At 66.6% G+C, this 5,354-nt stretch carries 6 protein-coding genes, 1 rRNA gene and 2 pseudogenes; 3 read left to right on the plus strand and 6 right to left on the minus strand.

Going from position 1 to position 5,354, the window contains the following annotated elements:
• Window positions 1–770 precede the first annotated feature (770 nt).
• Entirely contained in the window at window positions 771–1,277 is a 507-nt protein-coding gene (locus CW362_RS42265) for a hypothetical protein (RefSeq protein ID WP_103554885.1), read from the plus strand.
• A gap of 102 nt (window positions 1,278–1,379) precedes the next feature.
• Here the strand turns inward: CW362_RS42265 and CW362_RS42270 are convergent, their stop codons facing one another.
• Entirely contained in the window at window positions 1,380–1,937 is a 558-nt protein-coding gene (locus tag CW362_RS42270; protein ID WP_103554886.1) for a S1 RNA-binding domain-containing protein, read from the minus strand.
• A gap of 102 nt (window positions 1,938–2,039) precedes the next feature.
• Here CW362_RS42270 and CW362_RS45160 point away from each other — a divergent pair.
• A pseudogene (locus tag CW362_RS45160) lies at window positions 2,040–2,460 on the plus strand (GNAT family N-acetyltransferase).
• A 4-nt stretch (window positions 2,461–2,464) separates the two neighbouring features.
• Here CW362_RS45160 and CW362_RS42275 read toward each other — a convergent pair.
• Both CW362_RS42275 and CW362_RS42280 read right to left on the minus strand, forming a co-directional pair.
• A complete protein-coding gene (locus CW362_RS42275; RefSeq protein ID WP_103554887.1) occupies window positions 2,465–2,899 on the minus strand; it encodes a hypothetical protein in 435 nt (144 codons plus the stop codon).
• A 48-nt stretch (window positions 2,900–2,947) separates the two neighbouring features.
• A complete protein-coding gene (locus tag CW362_RS42280; RefSeq protein WP_103554888.1) occupies window positions 2,948–3,391 on the minus strand; it encodes an ALF repeat-containing protein in 444 nt (147 codons plus the stop codon).
• 283 nt (window positions 3,392–3,674) lie between these two features.
• Here CW362_RS42280 and CW362_RS42285 point away from each other — a divergent pair, with 283 nt between their 5' ends.
• Window positions 3,675–4,076 (plus strand): contact-dependent growth inhibition system immunity protein, encoded by a 402-nt coding sequence (locus tag CW362_RS42285; protein ID WP_240658344.1) that lies wholly within the window; start codon window positions 3,675–3,677, stop codon window positions 4,074–4,076.
• A 10-nt stretch (window positions 4,077–4,086) separates the two neighbouring features.
• Here CW362_RS42285 and CW362_RS45165 read toward each other — a convergent pair.
• The 3 genes and pseudogenes from CW362_RS45165 to rrf all read right to left on the minus strand — a co-directional run.
• Window positions 4,087–4,528 (minus strand): annotated as a pseudogene (locus CW362_RS45165) (IS701 family transposase); the annotation flags it as partial.
• Between the two features lie 70 nt (window positions 4,529–4,598).
• On the minus strand, window positions 4,599–5,051 hold the full coding sequence (locus tag CW362_RS42295; protein ID WP_103554889.1) for a hypothetical protein: 453 nt from the start codon (window positions 5,049–5,051) through the stop codon (window positions 4,599–4,601).
• Between the two features lie 206 nt (window positions 5,052–5,257).
• Window positions 5,258–5,354, minus strand: a 5S ribosomal RNA gene (gene rrf / locus CW362_RS42300); the annotation flags it as partial.

The raw sequence follows: 5,354 nt of genomic DNA on the forward strand, positions 1-5,354 counted from the left end.
TTGCGTTTCCGACTCTATCAGACCGTTTCCGTATCCGATTTCCTCGGTGCTTTCCAGGTTCCCGCTTCCGCGTTTCCCTTTCCGGCGAGTCCGACTCTATCAGATCCTTTCGGGCCTGACTCCCAGTCAGCGGGCTTTGTCTTCGCGGCCGTTGGGCCGTTCCGACGTCTCAAACTTTAGCGGATCTTCCCGGCAGTTCCTAATCGGGCCGCCGGACCCCAATCGAAATTGAATTCGGGCACGCCGAATTCACCCCGGCTGGGAGATCGTGCTGTGGTTTGTTTGCCGCATCAGCGGCGGAGGTGCCGCCGCAGAACCGTTCCGGTCCCGTGACAACTCGAAGAACTCTACGGATCTGCCAGGGCAGTGTCAACCCTTCCCTGTCAAGATCTTTTGCGGCGGACGCCGGGCATCGAACCTACGGGTACCCGGGTCCACCGTCGGCGACGCGCCCTGCTGATGCCGACGGGTCTCCGGCCTGGCCGGGTATGGACACGCATCACAGCGGCGACCGCGGTTGTCGGCGGCGAGATGGGCCTCGTCGTCGGCCCACCACGAGAACGCCCGGCCGCACAGCCGTAGGCGCCCGCGTCGGGCATCACCATGTCCTGATCCCCGATGTCCAGGCCGCGGCACTCTGGGGCGCACGGCCATGTGCTCGACCGGCATCCGCGAGAGCCCACCCGACTTCTCCGAGGCTTCGACAGGCACCAGGGGTACCGAGGTCGTGTGGCAGGCTTCCGCCCGAACCGGCTGAGAGGGTGACGGTGATGTCGAACGGCACGGTGTCAGGCGACGATCCGAACTGGGACCCGGACGAGCACGTGCGGTTCGCTCGCCACCGGAGGGCGTTCGACGAGGTGGCCCCGGCGGACGCAGCTGCCCTCATCACCCGAGTACTCACCGATCCCGATAAAGGGATGGCGAACAGTGCCGTCTGCGAGTACCTCGACAGGCGAGCCGCCGAACTGCTCACTGATCCCGGCTATCCCTCCTGGTGCCTGGAGATGAGCGGCGCCGTTGCAGGGGACGACTTCTCCGCACGGCGCCTCGATGAGTGGACCTTGCTGCGGGCGATGGCCTTGAGCGAGCCGTGGGACGCCGAGGACCTGGTCGCGGCCTCCAACTGGCTGCAACTCCATGCTTCAGAGAAGTCCTCGGCCGCGGCCGTTCTGGAAGTACTGGCCGAGAGTGGCCGTACCCGCCGCATCCGCAACATCGCCAAGTCCCGGCTGCCCGCCGCCCGGCGATCGGGGCCGACCGGACCGGCACACTGAGACACCGTCCCCTCAGCGCGAGCAGACGCAAGGGGCCCGATGCTCCAGAGGCGGTGGGCGCTCGGCCTCGTCCCGCCCCACAGCGCGTCATGCGCCGGCGGATCAGCCTTGTCGTCGGGAGAGGACCAACCTGCGTCGCTCTTGGTCGATCTCGGTGACGACCACCGTGATCTTGTCGCCGACCTGGACGACATCTGATGGAGTCTCCACCGGTGCCCAGGCGAGCTCGCGCAGGTGAACCAGTCCCTCGATTCCGTCGGCGACCTGGACGCAGGCGCCGAACGGGAGCAGCTTGGTGACCTGGCCAGGCAGTTTCTGCCCCACCGCGACGGTGTCGGCGAACACCTGGAAGGGGTCCGGCTGTGTGGCCTTCAGGGACAGTCTGGCTTCCAGGTTCCAGGTGTCGAACTGGAGGAACTCGCACGAGACGCGCTGCCCGACCCGCACGACGTCGGAAGCTTCCTCGAAACGTCGCCAGGACAGTTCAGCGAAGGAGATGAACCCGACGCCGGGGAAGACCGGATGGTCGGGTCCTTCGTCCAGCGCGACGAACACACCGAACGACTCGATCGCCGTGACGGTGCCGGAGAGGAACTCGCCGGGGTGCAGTGACTCCAGGAATGCCCAGAGTTCTGGGTTCTCGGACGGTCCGCCGATCATGCTCCCAGCCTTTCACCGTGGCCGGACTTTGCGCAGGTGGACGACGAGGTTGCGCAGAGACCAGCGGGTGATGGGCCGGGCGGGTGATGGCCGCCTGCTCCGATCCCGACCGAGAGGCTCGTGCTCCATGAGCCCGAGGCCAAGGACCGTGCTGCGGTCATCGAGCTGCCGGGCTCACCGGAGCCGGGCTCACCGGAGCCGGGCTCACCAAAAGCACGGGGCACCCTCAGGCTGTCTGGAAAGCCGACCTCAGGTTGCCGGAAAGGCCGGAGCTCGGCCACCTGTTCCTGCCACGGACGTGGGGACACGGGTCCGCCGTCGAAGCGTGCGCCGCGGCACTCGCCTGGTTCGCCGGCTCACTTCCCGGCGAACCAGTGGTGCTCACCCCCAGACCGTCAGCGTCCGCTCGATGCGCCTCGCGGAGAAGCTGGGGTTCATCGAGGTGGAGCGGTTCGAGGCTTACGGTGCCGAGCAGTGGTTCGGCATACGGTCCCCGGTCCCATCGTCCTGGCTCCGGACGTGAACTCCTACGCGACCCAGCAGTAGACGCTTCGGCCCTGACGCCGGGCACTGCTGACGAGAGCGGCCAGTTCGCCGAGGATCACGTCAGCGACCTCCGCGTCGATGACCTCGCCGTCCTCCGCACGCAGCGCGACCCACGACGCAGCGACACCGGCCAACTTGGAGCGCTCGGCGCCCGCAAGGGCGGCAGACAGGCGGGGCGAGAGCGCGAAGACGACGCACTCGTCATCATCCTGGCCGGCGACGACACGGGGTTCACCGGCTTCGACGAGTTCCTCGAAGCTGCCGCCGACGAGAAGGCACTCCCACTCGATCACGGCTTCTTCGGGATCGAAGTTACCGAAGGAGAGTGACTCGAAGGCACGTCCCGGCCCGGACCGAAGAGCCGAAGCCGACGACGTGTCGTCCGGAGCCGCGAAGAACTCGACGATGACGCTCACCCAGGCATCATGCCTGACCGCCCACATCCATGATCGGCCGGACAGGCCCTAGCCGTTCACCTCGTACTGCCCGACCTCCAGGAAGTACCGCAACTCCTCCGGCGTACCGTCGATGGCGTTCTCGGCGGCCGTGCGGAGGGCGTCGCTGATGGCAGGGTTCGCCAAGATGCGGGCGATGGCGACACGGTCGTCCTCGGCCTGGGCCAGGCGGTAGCCGGTCTTCAAGAAGGTGCGCAGGGCTTCCGGGCTCCCGTCGTCGAGAGCCTTGTCGGCCTCCCGGACAACCGCCTTGCCGCTGTTCTTGTCCGCCAGGATGCGCAGAACCGCAATGCGGAGGTCGTCCTCCGACATGTCGTCCACCGGCGTCTCGGACGTGGCCGTCACAGTCGTGGACGTGGCCGACGGGCTGGTGGCGAACGCCGGGGTGGTTAAGAGCAGGGCAGGCGTCAGGACGGTGGCCGCGAGGAACAGAACGGCGCGGGTCGGTTTCATGGGGTGTGCCTCCGTGGTCGAGCTGTCGATATGAAGATCATCGACGTTGTGCGCCGCAGCAGTCGATGCCAGTAGTCGGCAGACTTGATCCACTGATGGTTGCCGTCCGTGTACCTGGTCTGCCGCAGACCTGGCCGGTCGGATACCGATGCCGCCCTCCGCGGGCCAGAGCGATCCCGAACGCACTCGCCACCGAAGCCTCCGCCAGGTCCTCGAGGGCCCAGGACTGGGTGCTGTCACCGCCCCAGCCGTCAGGGCCGAATCGGCGTGGGACGATCGCCCCATGACCCGGCCTGTGGATCGTGACCGTTCTTTGGAGGAGCTCGAACGCGACCGTTGGCCGGCACCGCCGGCTGATGCGAGTCGCCTCATCTCGACGGCGCATGACCTTCGGCGCCGGCCCATCGGCGAACTGACCGTCGAGGACATGCGTCTGTTGATCGGACAGGACATAGGACTCGCCTATCTGCTCCCGCTCGCGTTGGAAGTGCTGCGGGACAACCCCATGGCCGAAGGCCACATGTACGAGGGCGATCTGCTGTCCGCCGTTCTGACCAGAAGTCCGGGTGTCTGGGAAGAGTGGCCCGAGCTCGGCCTGGAGCTGGGCGCGATCGTCTCGGGGTTGGCCGATCTGCCGGTTCCGTTGTCCCAGAAGACCGCGAGGTTCCTAGCACTCCAGCCGTAGACCTTGATCTTCACGGCCGGGCGGTGACCTGCCTGCGGTGATGACGCCGACGTGCACGAGCTTGATGCCGACGTCGCCGGTGGGACCAGCGCAGAAGGTGGGCGAGGTCGCGGATCGGGCGGATCAGTGCTGCGAACAGGTGCTGGATCTCGTTGCCGGTCGAGGGGATCAGACCGTCAGGGACGGGTCGGTCGTGGCGTTCGGCGGCCGCGGTGACGGCGAGGAAGGTGTGGGCGAGCATCTCGAGGGTGACCCAGCGGTGCCAGGAGGTCCACCGACGGACCTGGTGCTCGTCCAAGCCCGGTCAGACCCTTGCCCGTTTGGAACGTCTCCTCGACCGTCCAACACCGTCCGGCGACCCGCACCAGCTCGGACACCGGCACCGGACGGGGTGAAGAGCATCGGTAGAAGGCGAGTTCGCCGGTGCGGCGATTACGGCGAACCAGCAGGCGCTATGCCGGCGTCCGAGGTCGCCGCGTGATCATCGGTTGTCCACACAGCACCTAACGATCAACGGTGGCCTCACCTGATTGGGCGCCACCGGAACCAGTAGTCCAGACCCTCGACCCGGTAGCGAGCCCCCGCGTCAAAGCGCACCTCGCCCACCAGCCGCCTCGCGTCCTCCGGCGCCTGCCGGTACGGCGCCAGCAGCAGGGCCAGCTCGTCGTAACGGGCATCGATCCCGCCCTGGCCCAGATGGGTCTCCAGCTCCACCGTTTTGGCCTGACGGCATTCGTTCCACCTGACGAAGATCACCCACTGCTCGCGCTCCAGCTCCACCGCCGCATCGCTCGCGGGCCAGACGCGGTACTCGTCGGCCTCGTCGGCGTCATCCCAGCCGTCGCCCTGGAAGTAGTGCGGCTTGCCGTCGACATCGCCGAGGCCGGCGCGCGGCCCGCTGTACCACTCCAACTCGACGTACACGCGCTCGAAGCCGTCCGCGATCAACTGCGCTTCGTCCCAGGTCTCAGCCACACACGCAGGCTACTGACGAGCGGCTTCGGCATCCATGATCACGATCTACGGCAGGAGTAATAGAGATCTTTAAGGGTGCGAGTTACGTGGGATCGTGACGACTGTTGTGAGCCGCTGGGGTCGGCTTTCGGTTCGGGGAAAACTGTTCCTGAACGCAGAAAACCCCCGTACCGGTATCCCCGGCACGGGGGTTTTCTTCAAAATTTGTTCGGCGGTGTCCTACTCTCCCACAGGGTCCCCCCTGCAGTACCATCGGCGCTGTGAGGCTTAGCTTCCGGGTTCGGAATGTAACCGGGCGTTTCC

Source organism: Streptomyces populi, from assembly GCF_002911015.1.
In the GTDB taxonomy this organism is placed as follows: Bacteria; Actinomycetota; Actinomycetes; order Streptomycetales; family Streptomycetaceae; genus Streptomyces; species Streptomyces populi.

Excerpts from the sequence above, each read along its gene's own strand:
- CW362_RS42265 (WP_103554885.1), top strand. The coding sequence starts at position 771 with ATGTCGAACGGCACGGTGTCAGGCGACGATCCGAACTGGGACCCGGAC.
- CW362_RS42270 (WP_103554886.1), bottom strand. The coding sequence starts at position 1,937 with ATGATCGGCGGACCGTCCGAGAACCCAGAACTCTGGGCATTCCTGGAG.
- CW362_RS42280 (WP_103554888.1), bottom strand. The coding sequence starts at position 3,391 with ATGAAACCGACCCGCGCCGTTCTGTTCCTCGCGGCCACCGTCCTGACG.
- CW362_RS42285 (WP_240658344.1), top strand. The coding sequence starts at position 3,675 with ATGACCCGGCCTGTGGATCGTGACCGTTCTTTGGAGGAGCTCGAACGC.